Origin of the sequence: Micromonospora sp. AMSO1212t (assembly GCF_008868145.1) — a bacterium.
Lineage (GTDB): Bacteria > Actinomycetota > Actinomycetes > Mycobacteriales > Micromonosporaceae > Micromonospora > Micromonospora tulbaghiae.
This window is the reverse complement of record NZ_WBKS01000125.1, coordinates 1-17,974: the sequence shown is the minus strand read 5'-3', so window position 1 is coordinate 17,974 and position 17,974 is coordinate 1. Positions and strand designations below refer to the sequence as shown.

Sequence of the window (17,974 nt, the reverse complement as noted above, 5' to 3'; positions counted from 1 at the left end):
TCCTCGGGGTGGATCTACGGGGTGGGGATCATCCTGCACCCCCGAGGGCTGCGGCGGCAGTCCTCGGACGGTGCGCTGCGGGCGTGACAGCGCTCCCGGCGTAACATCGTGGGTCGACCGTGCCGCTGTGGAAGTGGACCGGTCACACGCTCTGCCGCGCCGGCGACGGTCGCGCGGTGTGCGACTGTTGTCTGAGTCAGGATCAGCAGGGCATTCGGAAGGAGCCCGACATCACCAGCGAACTCCCGCGACTCGCGGCGGTTACCCGGCCGCAGCGGGGTTCCGGCGCGTCGAGGGCCACCTACGTGCCGTCTGCCGGGGCAGGGCTGCTCGGCGGCGTACCGCCGGGCGAGCGGCTGCGGGTGCTGCTGGTCGAGGACGACGAGGGTGACGCCTTCCTGGTCGGTGAGCTGCTCGCCGAGACCAACTCGATGATCGACCTGCTGGTCGCCACGAGCCTCAGCGAGGCCCGGCAGCGGGTGATGGGCGTGGACTGCGTCCTGCTCGATCTGGGCCTGCCCGACGCGCAGGGGCTGGACGGGCTGCGCCGGGTGCTGGAGATGGCCAGCGGCGCGGCGGTCTGCGTGCTGACCGGCCGCTCGGACGAGCACCTGGGCATCGTCGCGGTCGCCGAGGGGGCGCAGGACTACCTGGTCAAGGGCCAGGTCGACGGTGTCCTGCTGACCCGGGCGCTGCGCTACGCGGTCGAGCGCAAGCGGGCCGACGAGAACGCCCGCCGGCTGCGTGAGGTGGAGTTGCGCCAGGCCGAGTCCGCCCGCCTGGAGCGCGGCCTGCTGCCGCAGCCGCTGATGACCACCGACGAGGTGTCGGTGCACACGTTCTACCGGCCGGGCCGGCACGCGGCGCTGATCGGCGGCGACTTCTACGACGTGGTGCAGACCCGGCCGGACCGGATCGATTTCATCGTCGGCGACGTCTGCGGGCACGGCGTGGACGAGGCGGCGCTCGGCGTCGAACTGCGCGTGGCCTGGCGGGCGCTGGTGCTGGCCGGGGTGCCGGACGACGAGGTGCTGCCCGCGCTGGAGCAGGTGCTGATGAGTGAGCGCCGCCTCCAGGAGATCTTCGCGACGGTGGCCACGACCCGGCTAGACCTGGCGTCGGCGCGGGCCACGGTACGCCTCGCCGGTCACCCGCCGCCGCTGCTGCTCAGCGGTGGCAAGGTCGCGCCGGTGCCGGCCAAGGGCGGGCTGCTGCTGGGCGTACGCCCGCGCCGCCCGGTCGCCTTCGACCTGGAGTTCGACACCGACGACTGGTCCCTGCTGATGTACACCGACGGCCTCATCGAGGGCCGGGTGGACGGCGGGGACGAGCGCCTCGACGTGCCGGGCCTGACCGGTCTGCTCGCCGACCCGGCGAACCGGGCGGTGCCGCTGTCCGAACTGCCCGCGTGGCTGGTCGGGCGGGCCGAGCAGATCAACGGCGGCCCGCTCGCCGACGACGTGGCGATGTTGCTGGTGACCCGGGGCACCGGCCGGTGAGCGAACAGCGAACCGGTCCGGCAAGCCCGGCAGTGCCGAACGGAGAAGAACCTGTGAAGGCGTACCAGCAGGGGTGGACCCTGCGGCGGCGGGTGGGCGCGCTGCTCGGCGTGGTGGTGGTGCTGCTGCTCGGCCTGGCCGCCGCGGAGGCGGCGGTCGCCGCGAAGAACCGCGAGAACATCGACGCGGTGCTGCTCAAGACCGGTCCGCTGCGCGTCCAGGCGCAGGAGCTGATGAGCGTGCTGCTCGACCAGGAGACCTCGGTGCGCGGGTACGCGGTGAACGGTGCCCGCAGCGACCTGGAGCCCTACCAGGAGGGCGTGAAGCGCGAGCAGAGCCTGGTCACCTCGATCCGGGATCTCTCCGCCGACTACCCGGACGTGCGCCGGTCCCTGGAACTGGTGGAGCAGCAGACCGCGCAGTGGCGGACCCAGGTGGCCGAGCCGGTGATCACCACCGTCGAGCGGGACGGCCCGGAGGCCGGCCAAGCGCTGATCACGGACGCCACCCGCCAGCAGTTCGACGGCATCCGCACGTCGGTGAACACGCTCCAGGACGAGATCCTCACCGTCCGGGAGGAGACCGCCGACCGGGTCAACTCGACGAGCAACACGCTGGTCGTGCTGCTGGTCATCGCCGCGCTGGTGGTGACGACCGCCGGTGTGGTCATGCTGCTCTCGCTGGACCGGATCCTGATCCGCCCGCTGGCCGCCCTGGTCAGCCAGGTGCGCGAGGTGGCCGACGGCGACTACCGGCACCACATCGAGGGATCCGGCCCGCCGGAGTTCCGCCGGCTCGCCGAGGACATCGACCAGATGCGGATGAAGATCGCCCGGGAGCTGGACGAGGTACGCGAGGCGCGGGAGCGCATCGAGTGGGTCAACAGCCAGTTGCAGAAGCAGGCCGAGGAGCTGACCCGCTCCAACCGTGACCTTGAGCAGTTCGCGTACGTCGCCTCGCACGACCTCCAGGAGCCGCTGCGCAAGGTGGCGAGCTTCTGTCAGCTCCTCCAGCGGCGGTACGCCGGTCAGCTCGACGAGCGGGCCGACCAGTACATCGCGTTCGCGGTGGACGGCGCGCAGCGCATGCAGCGGCTGATCAACGACCTGCTGGCGTTCTCCCGGATCGGGCGGCTGACCACCGGTTTCACCGAGGTCGACCTGAACAAGGTGATGGGCGACGTGGCGGGGCAGACCGAGGCGGCGTTGCAGTACTCCGACGCGGAGCTGACCTGGGGCGAGATGCCCACCATCCGCGGCGAGGAGCCGCTGCTGACCAACCTGCTGGTCAACCTGGTCAGCAACTCGGTGAAGTTCCGCCGGCCCGACGTGCCGCCGAAGGTGCACGTGTCGGCGCGGCTGGTGGACGGCGAGTGGGAGATCAGCTGCCGGGACAACGGCATCGGGATCGAACCGGAGTTCGCCGACAAGATCTTCGTGATCTTCCAGCGGCTGCACTCGAAGGACGCGTACCCGGGCACCGGCATCGGACTGGCCATCGTCAAGAAGATCGTGGAGTATCACGGCGGCCGGGTCTGGGTGGACACCGATGCCGGCGAGGGCACCACCATCCGGTTCACGCTGCCCGCGCTGGAGGCCGACATCGAGGCCGCCCGGGCGGCGGAGGCCGCGGCGGACGAGGACGCGACGGACGCGGAGGACGCCGCGGAGCCCGCCGAGGCGCCGGCGGCCGAGGGCGCCGACGGTGACCCGGCGGACGTCGGCCGGCAGCCGGACGGCGAGGCACGCGAAGAGCCGCCCGCGGAGGCGGACCGACACGGTACAAACGGTGGCATGAAGGAGACGGTGGGATGACCGCGCCCGCGGACGGCAAGAGCCCGATCGAGGTCCTGCTCGTCGAGGACGACCCCGGCGACGTGCTGATGACCCAGGAGGCGTTCGAGGAGCACAAGCTCCGCAACCGTCTCACCGTCGTCTCCGACGGCGCCGAGGCGCTCGCCTACCTGCGCCGCGAGGGCCAGTACGCGGACGCGGTGACGCCCGACCTGGTCCTGCTCGACCTGAACCTGCCCCGCCGGGACGGCCGGGAGGTGCTGGAGGAGATCAAGAAGGACGAGGAACTGCGCCGGATCCCGGTCGTGGTGCTCACCACCTCGCAGGCCGACGAGGACATCCTGCGCAGCTACCAGCTGCACGCCAACGCCTACGTGACCAAGCCGGTGGACTTCGAGCGGTTCATCTCGGTGGTCCGCCAGATCGACGAGTTCTTCGTCAGCGTGGTCAAGCTGCCTCCGCGTGGCTGACCCGCTGCTGGACGACGTCGGCACGCTGCTGCGGGAGGCGGCGGCCAAGGTCGTCGTGCCGTTGTTCCGCCGGCTCGACGCGTCCGACATCTCCGAGAAGGCACCCGGCGAGGTGGTCACCGTCGCCGACCGCGAGGCCGAGGCGCTGATCTCCGAGGGCCTGCGGCGGCTGCGTCCCGGCTCGGTGGTGGTCGGCGAGGAGGCGGTCGCCGATGACCCGGACCTGCTGCGGCACCTGCGTGGCGGCGGCGACGTCTGGCTGGTCGACCCGGTCGACGGCACCTCCAACTTCGCCGCCGGCCGCAGGCCGTTCGCGCTGATGGCGGCGCTGCTCACCGACGGCGTGCCGGTGGCGTCCTGGGTGTACGACCCGCTGGACGGCACGATGGCGGCGGCCCGGCTCGGCGCGGGCACCCGGCTGGACGGGGCGTCGCCGAGTGCGCCGCAGGCCGAGCCGCGGGTGGGCGCGCTGCGGGGCACCGCGGCGACGAAGTTCCTTCCCCCGGACTTCCGCCGCCGGGTGGAGGAGGGCGGGCGCCGGATCGGCGAGCTGCTGCCCGGCCAGCACTGCGCCGGCCGGGAGTACCTGGACGTGCTCACCGGCGCGCAGCAGTTCGTGCTGTTCTGGCGCACCCTGCCGTGGGACCACACGCCCGGCGCGCTGCTGGTGCGGGAGGCCGGCGGTGTGGCCCGCCGGTTCGACGGCACCGACTACCACCCGGCCGACGAGGGCCGGGGGCTGCTCGTCGCAGCGAGCCCGGAGGTCTGGGACGAGGTGAGCGCCGCTCTGCTGGGCGGTTGAGCGGCGCTGCGCGACGAGCACGGCACGCTGCGTCGACGTCGGACGCCGTACGCCGTCGCCGGCCTGGCGTGTGGCGCGTGGTCCGGTATCGTGACCGGCGGTCTCCGCCAGCAGGCCGCCGTCCGGCGCCGGCGGAGACGCCGCTCGGTGTGCGGGGGCCGGCGGTCGACGGAAGGACCAACACGTGCCCAGGACCAGCCCTACCGGCCGGCGCGTCCGGCGGTCGCTGCTCGCCGCGCTCGCCGCGGTGGCCGTGCTGCTCGGCTCCGGCGTGGCCGCCGGGCCGGCCGCCGCCGTACCCAGCCCGAACGCCCCCAACGAGGGCGGTAGCAAGCAGTTGCGGGCGGCGTTGGAGGCGGCGGCGAAGGGTCACATCGAGGCCCAGAACAAGCTGGAGAACTCCAAGCGCCGGCAGAAGGCCCTCGCCGCCCAGCTCACCGACATCGAGGCGCGCCTCGTCGGGCTCAGCGAGCAGGCCGGCGAGGTCGCCGCGCAGTCGTACCGGATGGGCCGGCTGACCGCCACGTCGATGCTGCTGGCGAGCGCCGACCCGAACGACTTCCTCAAGCGCGCGGCCGAGCTGGACGTGATGGCCCAGCGGGACAGCAAGCGGCTGCGGGAGCTGGCCGACGCGAAGGCGCAGGCGGCCGAGGCGAAGCTCGCCATCGACGCCGAGGTGCGCGAGCAGGCCAAGCAGGTCGCGGTGCAGGCCCGCAAGAAGAAGGACGCCGAGGTGGCGCTGGCGAAGGTCAGCTCCGGCGCCGGGTCCGGGTTCAACGGCACCTCCTCGTCGGCGAGGCCCGCGCCGCGCAACTCGGACGGCTCTTGGCCGTCGGAGTCCTGCTCGGTGGACGACCCGACGCCCGCGTCCGGCTGCATCACGCCGCGGACGCTGCACATGCTCCAGCAGGCCAAGGCGGCCGGTTACAAGCGCTACGCCTCCTGTCACCGCAGCGGTGGCGGCGGCGAACACCCCAAGGGCCGGGCCTGCGACTTCTCCGCCGCCAGCGGCGGGTTCGAGGACAAGACCGCCACCGGCGGCGACAAGGCGTACGGCGACAGCCTGGCCGCCTGGGCGAAGAACAACGCCAACCGGCTCGGCATCATGTACGTCATCTGGTATCGGCAGATCTGGATGCCGAACACCGGCTGGCGGGCGTACAGCGGCGGCGGCAGTCCGGCGGCGGACCACACAAACCATGTTCACATCTCGATGTATTGACGCGGCCCGCCGGCGGCGCTGCGTACCATCGCCACGGTGAGCAGCACATCGTCCGACGTCATGGCGGAACCGGCGGCCGACGCCCCGGTTCCGCCGCGGGCCCTGCCGAACGGGCTCGCCGCTTTCCTCGTCTTCTTCTCCAGCGGCGCGGTGCTGGTGCTGGAGACCGTCTCGTTGCGCCTGGTCGGCCCGTACGTCGGGGTGACGCTCCAGGTGACCAGCTCGGTCATCGGCATGGCGCTGGCCGCGATCGCCTACGGGGCGTGGTTCGGCGGGTGGCTCGCCGACCGGCGTGACCCGCGCACCCTGCTCGCCCCGGCGCTGGTGCTGGCCGGCATCGCCACCGCGGTCACCCTGCCGATCGTCAGGTACGCCGGTGAGGTGCTGCGCGGCGGCGCGGCGAGCGCGGTGCTCCTGCTGACCGCGCTGACGGTGGTGCTGCCGGCGGCGCTGCTGGCCGGGATCACCCCGCTCGTGGTGAAGCTCCAGCTCGCCGACCTGCGCCGCACCGGCCAGGTGGTGGGCAAGCTGTCCAGCATCGGCACGCTCGGCGGCATCACCGCCACGCTCGGCACCGGCTTCGTCCTGGTGGCCGCGCTGTCCAGTTCCGTCATCGTGCTGGGGCTGGCCGCCGCGCTCGGGGTGACCGGGCTGGCGCTCGGTGTCTGGCTGCGACGGCAGGCGGGTGCCGGCGGGCCGTCCACGCCGGGCCGGGTCAAGGCCGCGCTGGCGTTGCTCGGTCTCGCCGCCGCCGGGCTCACCGCGGCGGCGCCGAACCCGTGCGACGTGGAGACCGCGTACCACTGCGCCCGGGTCGAGGTGGACCCGTCGTGGCCGCAGGGACGCACGCTCTACCTCAACTCGGCCGAGCACTCGTACGTCGACCTGAACGAGCCGAACCACCTCAAGTACGCGTACACGCAGTGGATCGGCCTGGTCGCGGACGTGGCGCGGCCGGCGAAACAGCCGATGGACGCGCTGCACCTGGGCGGCGGCGGCTTCACCGTGCCGCACTACCTGGCGGCGACCCGGCCCGGCACCGACAACCTGGTGTTCGAGCTGGACGGCGGCCTGGTCGAGCTGGACCGGCGGGAGCTGGGCCTGCGTACCGGCCCGGGGATGCGCGCCGAGGTGGGCGACGCGCGGGTGCTGCTGCGCGGCGAGCCGACCGACAGCCGCGACTTCATCGTCGGCGACGCGTTCGGTCACCTGGTGGTGCCGTGGCACCTGGCCACCCGGGAGATGGCCGCCGACATCCGCCGGGTGCTGCGCCCGGACGGGATCTACGTGCAGAACGTCATCGACTACCCGCCGGGCCGGTTCATCCGGGCCGAGCTGGCCACCGTGAAGGCCGAGTTCGCGCACGTCGCGCTGATCGCCCCGCCCGGCGCGATCGACGGGAAGCAGGGTGCCAACTTCGTGATCGTCGCCTCGGACGCGCCGCTGCCGCTCGCCGCGATCCCGCCCGGGCTGAAGCTGCTGCCCGAACCGGCCGGGTTGATGGACGAGGCGGCGGTGACCGAGTGGGTGGGCGACGCGATGGTGCTCACCGACGACTACGCACCGGTGGATCAACTGCTGGCGACCGCTTGAACGGGTGACTTTCCTGACCGATTCCGACCGCTGAGGTGTACGAGGGTCGACTTCGGGCAACAGGACCGACCATGGGTGGACCGGTCAGGAACGGCGTGCAACTGCTCGGCGAGCGATACCGGTTGGTCGAGCAGCTGGGTGCGGGCGGCATGTCGGTCGTCTGGCGCGGCTACGACGAGGTGCTGGGCCGGCAGGTCGCGGTCAAGGTGCTGGCGTCGCGGCTGGCCAGTGACAAGGCGTTCCGGCACCGGATCCGGGTGGAGGCACAGGCCGCGGCGCGGCTGTGCCACCCCAACATCACCAACGTGTACGACTACGGCGAGTCCGTGCAGGTCGGCCTGACCGTGCCGTACGTGGTCATGGAGCTGGTCGACGGCGGTCCGCTCAGCGGACGGCTCGGCCGCGACGGGCAGCTTCCCTGGCGGGAGGCCATGACCATCGGCGCGGAGGTCGCCTCGGCGCTCGCCGCCGCGCACGCCCGGGGCGTGGTGCACCGGGACGTGACCCCGGGCAACGTCATGCTGACCCCGACCGGGGTGAAGGTCGTCGACTTCGGCATCTCGGCGCTGGTGGGGGAGAGCGACAAGGGGCCGGACGGCGCGCTGCTCGGCACGCCCGCGTACCTGGCGCCGGAGCGGCTGGACAACGGCCACGTCTCGCCGGCCACCGACGTGTACGCGGTGGGGCTGCTGCTCTATCGGATGCTGACCGGTCGCCTGCCGTGGCAGGCCAGCACCACCACCCAGATGCTGCGCGCGCACATGTATCGCGACCCGGACCCGATGCCGCCGGTGCCGGGCCTGCCCGAGCCGGTGGCCGCGCTGGTGCAGCGGTGCCTGGCCAAGCGCCCCGAGGACCGCCCGGCGACCGCCGAGGTGGCCCGTACGCTCGCCGAGGCGGCCGGTATCGCGGCGATCGTGCCGGTGTCACCGGCGTTCGGCCGGATGGACCCGGCGCTCGCCGAGAACGCCGGCACCACGATCCTGCCGTGGTCGGCGGAGACCGACGCGCTGCCGTTCTCGGTGGTGCGTACCCGCACGAGGCGGGCGGTGGCGCGGCGGCGCAAGGTGGAGGCCGGGGTGGCCGCCGTCGGGCTGATCGCGGTGACCGCCACGATGTGGGGGCTGACGTCGCGGAGCCCGGCCAGCGGCGGGGTGGAGCCGACCGAGGCGCGGATGAGCATGCCCGAGCCGATCCCCTGCGCTGTCGACTACTCGCTGCGCCGCGACACCGGCAAGGAGTTCTCCGCCGAGCTGACGCTCACCAACACCGGCGACCGGGAACTGCGCGACTGGACCATGAACTTCACGTTCCCCGGCAAGCAGACGGTCACCACGGCCCAGCCCACGGCACGTCAGGTGGGACGTACCGTCTCGATCGCCGCACCGGCGACGGACCCGGCGCTGGCCCCCGGCGCGTCGACGAAGCTGACCGTGGCCGGGCGCTACACCGGCAGCAACACGCTGCCTGTGGAGTTCACGCTCGGCGACAGCACCTGCGGCGTGCAGGTCTCCGGCATCGCCGGTTCGGCGCCGACCACCGCGCCGCCGGTCAAGACGCCGGTCAAGCCGGCCACCAAGACCACCGCGAAGACCACCACCAAGAGCGGGCCGGCGAAGGCGAAGCCGGCGAAGCCCAAGGCCGCGCCGAAGCCCTCCAAGGGCAAGGAGGGCCCGAAGGGAAAAGCAAAGTAGACCGGCCGAAGGGGGGTGAGCACGGCAAGGGCAAGGGTCCTGGTCCGAAGAAGGGCTGACGGTCAGGTCAGCGCGGCGGTCATCTCAGCGGCTCCGGTCAGCTCAGCGGCTCCGGTCAGGTCAGCGCGGAGAAGCGCTGCACCTGGGAGATGCCGCCCTCCACGATGAGCACGCTGTCCGCCTCCAGCACCGTGTCCGGGCCGGCGTAGCGGAACGGTTCCCCGGGCTGCTTCTCACCCACCACCATCACGCCGTACCGGTCCTGTGGTGCGATGTCGCGCAGCGACCGCCCGACCAGCGGCGCCGGCACCTTGATCTTGGCGATGGCGAAGTCGTCGTCGAACTCGATGAAGTCGAGCATCCGGCTGACGATCAGGTGCGCCACCCGCTCGCCGGTCTCCGCCTCGGGGAAGACCACGTGGTGCGCGCCCACCGAGTGCAGGATCTTCGCGTGCTTCTCGGAGGTGGCCCGCGCCCAGATCTGCTCGATCCCCAGCTCGGCCAGCGCCAGTACGGTGAGCACGCTCGCCTCCAGCGACGCGCCGATCGCGACCACGACCCGGCGGAAGTCCGCCAGCCCGAGCTGGCGCAGCGCCACCTCCTCGGTGCTGTCGGCCTGCACCACCCGGTCGAGGTCGGCCGACCAGTGCTGGACCCGGACCGGGTCGTGGTCGATCGCCAGCACCTCGTAGCCGAGCCGGGACAGGGACTCCGCCAGGCGCGCGCCGAACCGGCCCAGGCCGATCACCGCGATGCCGGTCTCCTCCGGATGTCTAGCCGACAATGGGTTGCTCCTCCGGGTAGCGGTACAGCCGTCGACGGGTGTTCAACGCGATGGCCGAGCCGAGCGTGAGCGGCCCGATCCGGCCGATGTACATGAGCGCGGTCAGCACGTACTGGCCCGGCGGGGAGAGCTGGCCGGACACCCCGACGGTCAGGCCGGTGGTGCTGAACGCGGAGGTGACCTCGAACAAGGCGGCCGAGAACGAAATGTGTGAGGTCAGCGCGATCAGGCCGACGGTCCCGCCGGCCACGAGCGCCACGCTCAGCAGCGCCACTGTCAGCGCCTGTCGCTGGCTGGCCGCCGCCACCCGGCGCCGCCCGACAGTGGTGTCCGGCTCGCCCCGCAGCTCGGCCCAGATGGCGAAGCCGAGCAGGAAGAACGTGGAGACCTTGATGCCGCCGGCGGTGCTGGCGCTGCCGCCGCCGATGAACATCAGGCCGATCAGCATGGGGTAGCTCTCGTCGGTGAGGTGCCCGACGTTCACCACGTCGAAGCCGCCGGTACGGCTCAACGCGATCTGGGTGAACGACGCGAGCAGCTTGCCCGGCACGTCGAAGGTGCCGATCGTGAACGGGTTGCCCCACTCGGCCATGAGCAGGTAGGCGACGCCGAAGACGGTCAGCACCACGCTGCCCCAGACGGTCAGCTTCGTGGCGACCGCCCAGCGTTCCGGCTGCCGCCACTCGCGTACCGCCTCGAACAGCGCCGGGAAACCGAGCCCGCCGATGATCGCGCCGATGCTGAGAGGCAGCGCCACCCAGCCGTCGCGGGCGAACGCGATCAGGCCGTCGGAGTAGAGCGCGAACCCGCCGTTGTTGAACGCCTGGACCGAGTGGAACACCGCCGACCAGAGCGCCCGGCCCGGCCGGTAGTCGTACGCCAGGAACAGGCGCGCGGCGATTACCGCCGTCATCAGGGCCTCGGTGACGAAGACGGTCGCCGCGATGCGCAACAGCAGCCGGCGTACGTCGCCGAGGCCGAACTCGGCGGTCTCCGCCTGCACGAGCAGCCGGTTACGCAGGCCGAGCTGGCGGGAGACCGCCAGGATCACCAGCGACGCCCCGGTCAGGATGCCCAGACCGCCGAGCTGCGTCAGCACGGTGATCATCACGAGCCCGAAGCCGTTCCAGTAGTTCGGGGTGTCGGTCACCGCCATCCCGGTCACCGACACCGCCGAGGTGGACGTGAACAGCGCGGTGACGAACGGGGTGTATCGCTGCTCGCTCGTGGCCCAGGGCAGCATGAGCAGGCCGGTGCCGACCAGGATCACCGCCAGGAACCCCAACGGCACCAACCGCACGGGCTTCCGGAGCAGGCGGCGCATCCCGTCATCTTCCGTCCGGAGATTCACCGGCAGGTCAGGAACCGACCAACTGGCGGTCAACCACGCCCGGTCTGCTGTGCGTACCCATCGACGACAGGAGACGGCGTTGCGACGTACCCTTTCCGCCCTCGGCGTGGCCGGCGCGCTGCTCGCGGCGGCCGCAGTGGTGGTGCCGGCAGCGGCTGCCCAGGCCGGCCCGGACCACCACGCCGAGCGTGCCCCCGTGGCCCAGCGGCCGATCGTGATCGGACACCGGGGCGCGAGCGGCTACCGCCCGGAGCACACCCTGGAGGCCTACCGGCTCGCCATCCGCCAGGGCGCCAACTTCATCGAGCCGGACCTCGTCTCGACCAGGGACGGCGTCCTGGTCGCGCGGCACGAGAACGAGATCTCCGGTACGACAGACGTGGCCGCCCACCCCGAGTACGCCGGCCGCAAGGCGACGAAGACCATCGACGGGGTGACCGTCACCGGCTGGTTCACCGAGGACTTCACGCTGGCCGAGCTGAAGACGCTGCGGGCCAAGGAGCGCCTGCCGCAGGTGCGGGTCGCCAACACCGCGTTCGACGGCAGGTTCGAGATCCCGACGTTCCAGGAGGTCGTCGACCTGGCGCGGACCGAGTCGAAGGCCCGGGGCCGGACCATCGGCGTCTACCCGGAGACCAAGCACCCCACCTACTTCGCGTCGATCGGCCGCCCGCTGGAGGAGCCCCTCGTGGCGGTGCTGCGCCGCAACCGGCTCACCCACCGCGCCGACCCGGTGTTCGTCCAGAGCTTCGAGACCGCCAACCTGCGCAAGCTCGACAAGTTGATCGACGTACGGCTGGTGCAGCTCATGGACGCGAGCGGCGCGCCCTACGACTTCGTCGCGGGCGGCGACAAGCGGACCTACCGGACCTGGCCACGCCCGCGGGACTGGCCTGGATCTCCCGGTACGCCGACGGCGTCGGCCTGAACAAGAACCTGATCGTGCCCCGGGACTCGGCCGGCCGGCTGCTCGCGCCGACCTCGGTGATCCGCGACGCGCACCGGCAGAAGCTGGTGGTGCACGCGTGGACGTTCCGGGCCGAGAACCAGTTCCTGCCTGCGGACTTCCGCATCGGCACCGACCCGAACGCGCGTGGTGACATCACGTCCGAGTACGAGCTGTTCCTCGACCTGGGCCTGGACGGCGTGTTCAGCGACCACCCGGACACGGCGGTGGCCGCCCGGGCCGGCCGCTGACCCTGCTTCGCTGAAACGGGGTGCCCGCCGCTTGCGGCGGGCACCCCGTTCGTGTTTTCCCCGGGCGCCGTTGCGCACGGCCGCCCCGAGATCTTGGTACGAAACGGCCCCTCCGGGGGCCATTCCGTACCAAGATCGGCGGTGGCGGGTGCCACCTCGGGGAAGTGGCCGCTTTCGGGCGCGAGGATGCCGGCACTTCGGCGTAGTGGAGTTGATCAGGCCGGCGGTTCGGCTACGTAGGTGCCTCGGCCGGGCTGGCCGGTGATCAGCTCGCGATCGTGCAACAGCGACATCGCGCGGTAGGCCGTGTTCATGTGGACGCCGTACGTCTCGGCCAACTCCCGGGTGGAGGGCAGCCGGTCGCCCGGCTTCAGCTCGCCACTCTTGATCTTCGCGGCGATGTCGTTGGCGATACGGCGGAACGGTGCTTCTGCTGTGGGCATGGTGGGGACTCCGGTTGGTTCGGCGAATCCGATCCTGCCCTACCTGCACAAGTAACTGCAACAAGTTGCCCAGCACGTCGAGAGTGGAGGCTCGCGCATACCCAGATACTGGTGCAGGTTGAGTCGGTGCGGCGGGCGGTGACCGGCGCGCGATGGCGTGGGACGCCATTGCCGGGGAGGTGTGCGTGGTGGCTGTGGCCATCCCGGGTCGGTGCGGTTACGTGGGGATGTCCGGCGTTGTAACGTGCGGCCACCCCGTCACGGGCACTTGTGTGCGCCGACCACATAGCCCGTGGGTGACGTCACTTCTAGCGTGAGCCGACAACTGACATTCCCCCTGTCCTCACCTGGAGTCGCAATGACGATCCGGCACACGCGACGGGTGTTCCTTACCGCCGCCACCTCGGTGGCGGTCGCTCTGGCCGCCACGGCCTGTGGCAGCCCGCAGGACACCGCATCCGGCGGCGGCGACGCCGCCCCGGTCAAGGTCGGTCTGGTCTACTCCCAGTCCGGGCCGCTCGCCAGCTACGGCAAGCAGTACATCGAGGGTTTCAAGGCCGGCCTCGACTTCGCCACCAAGGGCACCGGCAAGGTCGGTGACCGCACGATCGAGGTGTCCGAGGCCGACGACGCGGGCGACCCGGCCAAGGCCGTGTCCGCCGCGAAGGACCTGATCGGCAAGGGTACGAAGATCATCGCCGGGTCCACCTCCTCCGGGGTGGCGCTCCAGGTGGCGCCGATCGCCGCGCAGAACAAGGTGCTGTTCATCTCCGGTCCGGCCGCCACCGACGCGGTGACCGGCGCGAACAAGTACACGTTCCGTTCCGGCCGGCAGTCCTGGCAGGACGTGGTGACCGCCCGGTCGTTCATCGGCGACGCGGCGGGCAAGAAGGTCGTGGTGTTCGCGCAGGACGGCGCGTTCGGCGACGCCAACGAGGCCGCCGTGAAGGCCGTGATCGGCGGCGCCGGCGCGAACGTGAGCAGCGTCCGGGCCCCGGCCAGCGCCACCGAGTTCACGCCGTTCGCCAGCCAGATCAAGGCCGCCAAGCCGGACCTGCTCTTCGTCGCCTGGGCCGGCACCACCGCCGGCGCCATGTGGCAGACGCTCGACCAGCAGGGCGTCCTCGCCTCCACCACTGTCGTCACCGGCCTGGACATCCGCGCCTCGTGGCCGACGTTCGGTGCGGCCGGCAGCAAGATCTCGTTCCTGTCGCACTACTTCGACGGCGCCAGCGACACCGAGGCCGCCAAGGCCGCGAAGGCGAAGGTGCCGGGCGGCACGCTCGACCTGTTCCACCCGGACGGGTTCGCCGCCGCGCAGATGGTCGTCCGCGCCGTGCAGGAGGGCGGCGACGACGTGGAGAAGATGGTCAAGGCGCTCGAGGGCTGGGAGTTCGAGGGCGTCAAGGGCACCATGAAGATCCGCGCCGAGGACCACGCCCTGCTCCAGCCGATGTACCAGGCCAAGCTCTCCGGCAGCGGCACCACCTTCACGGCGACCGCGCAGAAGTCGCTCACCGGTGACGAGAGCGCGCCGCCGGTCGCGCAGATGAAGGGCTGACCGATGCTCGCCACCCGCGGTCTGACCTGGCGGATCGGTGAGGTCGCCATCGTCGACTCCGTCTACCTCGATCTGGCGCCGGGGGAGTTCCTCGGCGTGATCGGGCCCAACGGCGCCGGCAAGACCTCCCTGTTCAACCTGATCACCGGCCTGCGCCGGCCCACCGAGGGCACGGTCCTGCTGGACGGCGCGGACATCACCGCGCTTCCGCCGCACCGGCGTGCCCGGCTCGGACTGGGGCGTACCTTCCAGGCGTCCTCGGTCTTCGGCTCGCTGAGCGTGCGGGAGAACGTCCGGCTCGCCGTACAGGCACACCGGGGTGGCTCGATGAAGCTGTGGCGGCGGGCGGCGGCCGACCGGGAGGTGGCCGCCGCCGCCGACGCGGCGCTCGACCGGGTCGGCCTGCACCACAGGGGTACGGCACTCGCCGGCACCCTGGCCCACGGCGAGAAGCGCAAGCTGGAGATCGCGCTGCTGCTCGCCGGTGAGCCCCGGGTGATGCTGCTGGACGAGCCGATGGCCGGGGTGAGCGCCGAGGACGTGCCCGAGCTGGTCAGCGTGATCAAGTCGTTGACCGGGGACAGCGGCCGGGCGGTGCTCATGGTGGAACACCACATGGACGTGATCCTGGAGCTGGCCGACCGGATCGCCGTGATGCACCACGGCGCGCTGCTGGCCTGCGACACCCCGGAGACCGTGATGGCGAACGCCACCGTGCAGGAGGCGTACCTGGGGGAGGCGCTCTGATGGCGGAACCTGTCCTGTCCGTGGCGGACCTGTCCGTGCGGATCGCCGGACTGCACATCCTCCAGGGCGTGTCGTTCGAGGTCGCGCCGACCGGCGTCACCGTGCTGCTCGGGCGCAACGGCGTCGGCAAGACCACCACGCTGCGCGCGATCGTCGGGCTGACGCCGCGCGGCGGCGAGGTGCGCGGATCCGTGCGGATGGGTGCACGGAGCCTGCTCGCCCGCCCCACCCACCGGCTGGTCCGCGACGGCCTCGGCTACGTGCCGGAGGACCGCTGCGTCTTCGCCGCGCTCACCGTCGCGGAGAACCTGCGGCTGGCCGAACGGCGGGGCGTCACGCCCGCGTACGACAAGGTCTTCGCGCTCTTCCCCGAGCTGGAGCGGCGCGGACGGCAACGGGCCGGCTCGCTGTCCGGCGGGCAGCAGCAGATGCTCGCGATCGGCCGGGTGCTGCTGAACGACAACCGGCTGCTGCTGGTCGACGAGCCGACGAAAGGGTTGGCGCCGAAAGTGGTGACCGAGGTGGCCGAGGTGCTGGAACGGGTGGCGGAATCCGTGCCGGTGCTGCTGGTCGAGCAGAACCTGGCGGTGGTACGGCGGCTGGCGACCGACGCGGTGGTGCTCTCCGCCGGGAAGGTCGCCTGGACCGGCGACGCCCAGGAGCTGCTGCTGGAGACGGCGCTGACCAAGTCGCTGCTCGGGGTGGGTTCGGCGGAGGTGCACTCGTGAACACAGTGGTCCTGCTGACGCTGACCGGGCTCGGCCTGGCGGCGCTGTACTTCCTCGTCGCCTCCGGCCTCTCCCTGGTCTTCGGCCTCGCCGACGTGCTCAACTTCGCGCACGGGCTGTTCCTCGGCGTCGGCGCGTACGCGACCTGGTGGGCCTCGGGCAACCTGCCCGGCGCCGGACCCGACGGGTTCGGCTTCGTGCTCGCCGTCGTCTTCGGGGTGCTGGCCGGTTCGCTCGTCGCGGTACTGGTCGAGCTGGTGCTGATCCGGCCGCTCTACTCCCGCACCATCGAGCAGGTGCTCGTCACCGTCGGCCTGTCGCTCGCCGGGGTGGCGCTGCTGCAGGCCACCTGGGGCGCCGACCCCCGGCCGTTCCCGCGGCCCGACTGGAGCCGGGGCGTCACGTCGGTGCTCGGCGCCCAGGTGCCGAACGCCGGACTGCTGCTGATCGTCGCCGCCGCTGTGGTGCTCGGCGCGCTGCTGGCGTTCCTGCGCTGGACCCGGTACGGCCTGATCATCCGCGCCGGGGTGGAGAACCGGGAGATGGTGACAGCGCTCGGCATCGACGTGCGCAAGGCGTTCACGCTCGTCTTCGCGATCGGCGGGGCCGCCGCGGCGCTGGCCGGCGCGCTCGGCGGCGTCTACTTCGGCACCGTCTCGCCGGGGCAGGGCGGCTCGCTGCTGATCTTCGCGTTCATCGTGGTGGTGATCGGCGGGATGGGCTCCGTGGTCGGGTCCGCGTACGCGGCGGTCGCGGTGGGGCTGCTGCAACAGTTCGTCAACTACTACGGCACGTCCGGGCTGGGCGACCTGTGCGTGGTCGGCCTGCTCGCCGTGGTGCTGCTGCTGCGTCCGCAGGGCCTGGCCGGAAAGGTGGCTCACGCATGACCGAGGTCAAGAGCGCCGAGGCGCCGGCACCCCCGGCCGCGGTGCCGGACGAGCTGACCCCGGGCCGGGCCCGCTGGCACGGACTGCGCCCGTACCTGCCGCTCGTGGCGCTGGTGGTGGCGGCGATCCTGCCGTACTCCACACTGCACCTGCCGGGGATCTTCGAGGGGCCGCTGAACTCGCCGGGCACGCTGCAACTGCTCGCCATCTGCCTGGTGTTCGGCGGGCTCGCGGCCGGCTACGACCTGCTGTTCGGGCGTACCGGAATGCTCTCCTTCGGCCACGCCCTCTACTTCGCCGCCGGGGTGTACGGGACCGACATCCTGGTCACCAAGGCCGGGCTGCCGCTGTGGCAGGCCGGTGTGCTGACGGTGATCGGCGGGACCACGCTCGCCGCGCTGCTCGGCGCGGTGGCCCTGCGGACCGTGGGCATCGCGTTCGCCATGGTGACGCTGGCGTTCGCGCAGGTCGGGGCGATCCTGGTGGCCCGCGACTTCGGCGGCCTCACCGGCGGCGAGGAGGGCCTGCCGCTGGACGTCTCAGGGCTGCCGGCGGCGCTCGTCGGTGTCACCAACACGGTGAACCTCTACTGGCTCGCGTTGGCGTACCTGGCGATCGTGGTCCTCGTCGTGCACCGGGTCAGCGCTTCGCCGACCGGGCGGGTGCTGGCCGGCCTGCGCGACGACGAGCGGCGGATCGGAGTGCTGGGGCTCGACCCGTACCGGTTCAAGCTCGTCGCGTTCACGCTCGCCGGTGGCCTCGCGTCGGCGGGTGGGGTGGTCTACGTGCTGATCGTCGGCGGCGCGAGTCCGCACATCACCTCGTCGGAGCTGACGCTGTCGCTGCTGGTCATGGTGGTGCTCGGCGGTCCCGGTACGCGGTGGGGGCCGGTGCTGGGCGGCGTCCTCTACATGTACCTGGACCACCGGCTGACCGCGTTCGGCAGCAGCGAGGCGGTGAACAGTCTGCCCGCGTTCCTCAGCCACCCGCTGAGCCAGCCCTTGTTCGTCCTGGGCACGGTCTTCATCCTGGCCGTCTACTTCTTCCCGGGCGGCCTGGCCAGCCTGAGATCTCGCCTGGCCCCCCTCCTGACCGCCGTCCGCCGCTCCCGCTGATCCCTCCCGCCTCTGCCCCCACCCCTGCCCCGGCGATCATGAAGTTAACGCCGCGACACGCCGTGCCCGATGGCGCTAACTTCATGAT

At 71.9% G+C, this 17,974-nt stretch carries 15 protein-coding genes and 1 pseudogene; 13 read left to right on the top strand and 3 right to left on the bottom strand.

Features of this window, described 5'->3' with window-relative positions; all coding sequences use genetic code 11:
- The first annotated feature begins 305 nt into the window (after positions 1–305).
- The 7 genes from F8279_RS24415 to F8279_RS24385 all read left to right on the top strand — a co-directional run bounded on the left by F8279_RS24415 (position 306) and on the right by F8279_RS24385 (position 9,073).
- Positions 306–1,499, top strand: a complete 1,194-nt coding sequence (locus F8279_RS24415; RefSeq protein ID WP_151501183.1) for a PP2C family protein-serine/threonine phosphatase — start codon at positions 306–308, stop codon at positions 1,497–1,499.
- Between the two features lie 53 nt (positions 1,500–1,552).
- Positions 1,553–3,313: an ATP-binding protein gene (locus F8279_RS24410; RefSeq protein ID WP_151501182.1), complete on the top strand. Its 1,761-nt coding sequence runs from the start codon at positions 1,553–1,555 to the stop codon at positions 3,311–3,313.
- Positions 3,310–3,762, top strand: a complete 453-nt coding sequence (locus tag F8279_RS24405; RefSeq protein WP_091426599.1) for a response regulator — start codon at positions 3,310–3,312, stop codon at positions 3,760–3,762. Before F8279_RS24410 ends, F8279_RS24405 begins: the two co-directional genes overlap by 4 nt.
- Positions 3,755–4,564, top strand: coding sequence for an inositol monophosphatase family protein (locus F8279_RS24400; protein ID WP_151501181.1), 810 nt, complete (start codon positions 3,755–3,757; stop codon positions 4,562–4,564). Before F8279_RS24405 ends, F8279_RS24400 begins: the two co-directional genes overlap by 8 nt.
- A 184-nt stretch (positions 4,565–4,748) precedes the next feature.
- Positions 4,749–5,786, top strand: coding sequence for a hypothetical protein (locus tag F8279_RS24395; protein ID WP_091426594.1), 1,038 nt, complete (start codon positions 4,749–4,751; stop codon positions 5,784–5,786).
- A 60-nt stretch (positions 5,787–5,846) separates the two neighbouring features.
- On the top strand, positions 5,847–7,379 hold the full coding sequence (locus F8279_RS24390; RefSeq protein ID WP_175438869.1) for a fused MFS/spermidine synthase: 1,533 nt from the start codon (positions 5,847–5,849) through the stop codon (positions 7,377–7,379).
- A gap of 71 nt (positions 7,380–7,450) precedes the next feature.
- A complete protein-coding gene (locus tag F8279_RS24385; RefSeq protein WP_151501180.1) occupies positions 7,451–9,073 on the top strand; it encodes a serine/threonine-protein kinase in 1,623 nt (540 codons plus the stop codon).
- 115 nt (positions 9,074–9,188) lie between these two features.
- Here the strand turns inward: F8279_RS24385 and F8279_RS24380 are convergent, their stop codons facing one another.
- Complete coding sequence (locus tag F8279_RS24380) at positions 9,189–9,857, bottom strand: TrkA family potassium uptake protein (protein WP_151501179.1); 669 nt, start codon at positions 9,855–9,857, stop codon at positions 9,189–9,191.
- On the bottom strand, positions 9,847–11,181 hold the full coding sequence (locus F8279_RS24375; protein ID WP_151501178.1) for a TrkH family potassium uptake protein: 1,335 nt from the start codon (positions 11,179–11,181) through the stop codon (positions 9,847–9,849). Before F8279_RS24375 ends, F8279_RS24380 begins: the two co-directional genes overlap by 11 nt.
- A 106-nt stretch (positions 11,182–11,287) precedes the next feature.
- Between F8279_RS24375 and F8279_RS24370 the strand changes: the two are divergent.
- A pseudogene (locus tag F8279_RS24370) lies at positions 11,288–12,405 on the top strand (glycerophosphodiester phosphodiesterase).
- Positions 12,406–12,620: 215 nt separating this feature from the next.
- Here the strand turns inward: F8279_RS24370 and F8279_RS24365 are convergent.
- Positions 12,621–12,848 (bottom strand): GntR family transcriptional regulator, encoded by a 228-nt coding sequence (locus tag F8279_RS24365; protein WP_073829006.1) that lies wholly within the window; start codon positions 12,846–12,848, stop codon positions 12,621–12,623.
- A 358-nt stretch (positions 12,849–13,206) separates the two neighbouring features.
- Here F8279_RS24365 and F8279_RS24360 point away from each other — a divergent pair, with 358 nt between their 5' ends.
- The 5 genes from F8279_RS24360 to F8279_RS24340 are packed head-to-tail and all read left to right on the top strand — an operon-like array spanning position 13,207 to position 17,886.
- Entirely contained in the window at positions 13,207–14,409 is a 1,203-nt protein-coding gene (locus tag F8279_RS24360; RefSeq protein ID WP_091426575.1) for a substrate-binding domain-containing protein, read from the top strand.
- A gap of 3 nt (positions 14,410–14,412) precedes the next feature.
- On the top strand, positions 14,413–15,156 hold the full coding sequence (locus F8279_RS24355; protein WP_151501177.1) for an ABC transporter ATP-binding protein: 744 nt from the start codon (positions 14,413–14,415) through the stop codon (positions 15,154–15,156).
- Positions 15,156–15,884, top strand: a complete 729-nt coding sequence (locus F8279_RS24350) for an ABC transporter ATP-binding protein (RefSeq protein ID WP_151501176.1) — start codon at positions 15,156–15,158, stop codon at positions 15,882–15,884. Before F8279_RS24355 ends, F8279_RS24350 begins: the two co-directional genes overlap by 1 nt.
- Positions 15,881–16,771 (top strand): branched-chain amino acid ABC transporter permease, encoded by an 891-nt coding sequence (locus F8279_RS24345; protein WP_091426567.1) that lies wholly within the window; start codon positions 15,881–15,883, stop codon positions 16,769–16,771. The genes F8279_RS24350 and F8279_RS24345 overlap by 4 nt, the downstream gene beginning before the upstream one ends.
- Entirely contained in the window at positions 16,768–17,886 is a 1,119-nt protein-coding gene (locus F8279_RS24340; protein ID WP_151501175.1) for a branched-chain amino acid ABC transporter permease, read from the top strand. The genes F8279_RS24345 and F8279_RS24340 overlap by 4 nt, the downstream gene beginning before the upstream one ends.
- Positions 17,887–17,974 lie beyond the last annotated feature (88 nt).

What these genes read in the sequence shown, in the direction of transcription:
- F8279_RS24405 (WP_091426599.1), top strand. Translation starts at nt 3,310, where the DNA reads ATGACCGCGCCCGCGGACGGCAAGAGCCCGATCGAGGTCCTGCTCGTC.
- F8279_RS24390 (WP_175438869.1), top strand. Translation starts at nt 5,847, where the DNA reads ATGGCGGAACCGGCGGCCGACGCCCCGGTTCCGCCGCGGGCCCTGCCG.
- F8279_RS24385 (WP_151501180.1), top strand. Translation starts at nt 7,451, where the DNA reads ATGGGTGGACCGGTCAGGAACGGCGTGCAACTGCTCGGCGAGCGATAC.
- F8279_RS24375 (WP_151501178.1), bottom strand. Translation starts at nt 11,181, where the DNA reads ATGCGCCGCCTGCTCCGGAAGCCCGTGCGGTTGGTGCCGTTGGGGTTC.
- F8279_RS24365 (WP_073829006.1), bottom strand. Translation starts at nt 12,848, where the DNA reads ATGCCCACAGCAGAAGCACCGTTCCGCCGTATCGCCAACGACATCGCC.
- F8279_RS24360 (WP_091426575.1), top strand. Translation starts at nt 13,207, where the DNA reads ATGACGATCCGGCACACGCGACGGGTGTTCCTTACCGCCGCCACCTCG.
- F8279_RS24355 (WP_151501177.1), top strand. Translation starts at nt 14,413, where the DNA reads ATGCTCGCCACCCGCGGTCTGACCTGGCGGATCGGTGAGGTCGCCATC.
- F8279_RS24350 (WP_151501176.1), top strand. Translation starts at nt 15,156, where the DNA reads ATGGCGGAACCTGTCCTGTCCGTGGCGGACCTGTCCGTGCGGATCGCC.
- F8279_RS24340 (WP_151501175.1), top strand. Translation starts at nt 16,768, where the DNA reads ATGACCGAGGTCAAGAGCGCCGAGGCGCCGGCACCCCCGGCCGCGGTG.